Annotated in this window: 1 pseudogene; it reads left to right on the top strand. The window is 77.5% G+C overall.

The window, feature by feature from the left end:
- Positions 1–217: 217 nt before the first annotated feature.
- Positions 218–528, top strand: a pseudogene (locus DZG00_RS17410) (DNA polymerase III subunit gamma and tau); the annotation flags it as partial.

Genomic DNA, 528 nt, shown 5'->3' with positions numbered 1-528 from the left:
CCGGGTCGAGCGCCTCGAGCGCCGGGTCGGCGTGGCGGACGGGGGAGCGGATCCGGCGCCTGCCGCGGGCGCTCCCGTCGCCGCGGCCGCGTCCTCCGCCTCAGCGCCTGCTGCCTCAGCGCCTGCTGCCGCTCCGGCTGCGTCCGCTCCTGCTCCGGCAGCCGCCCCGGCCCCGGCAGCGCAGCCCTCGCCCGCGGAGCCCGTAGCCGCGCCCGCCGTGTCCGCGCCCGCAGCGGCATCCGCGTCCGCGTCCGTACCGTCCTCTCCCGCCGCGCCCGTCGGCCCGGTCACCTTCGAGCAGCTGCGGGACTCCTGGCCGTCGGTCGTGGAGGCCGTCGAGAAGGCCAAGCGCAGCGCGTGGCTCGTCGCGGTCACGGCCACGCCGCGCGCCCTCGCCGACGACGTGCTCACGCTCAGCTTCATCAGCGCGAACGACGCCGAGAAGTTCAAGGAGCGCGGCGCCCCCGGGCAGGGCGTCAGCGACATCCTGCGCACCGCCATCCTCGACGTGCTCGGCATCCGCGTGAA

Origin of the sequence: Clavibacter lycopersici, from assembly GCF_003576405.1 — a bacterium.
GTDB classification, from domain to species: domain Bacteria; phylum Actinomycetota; class Actinomycetes; order Actinomycetales; family Microbacteriaceae; genus Clavibacter; species Clavibacter lycopersici.
Note: the sequence above shows the minus strand (reverse complement) of the source record. Positions and strands in the feature narration are given on the sequence as shown.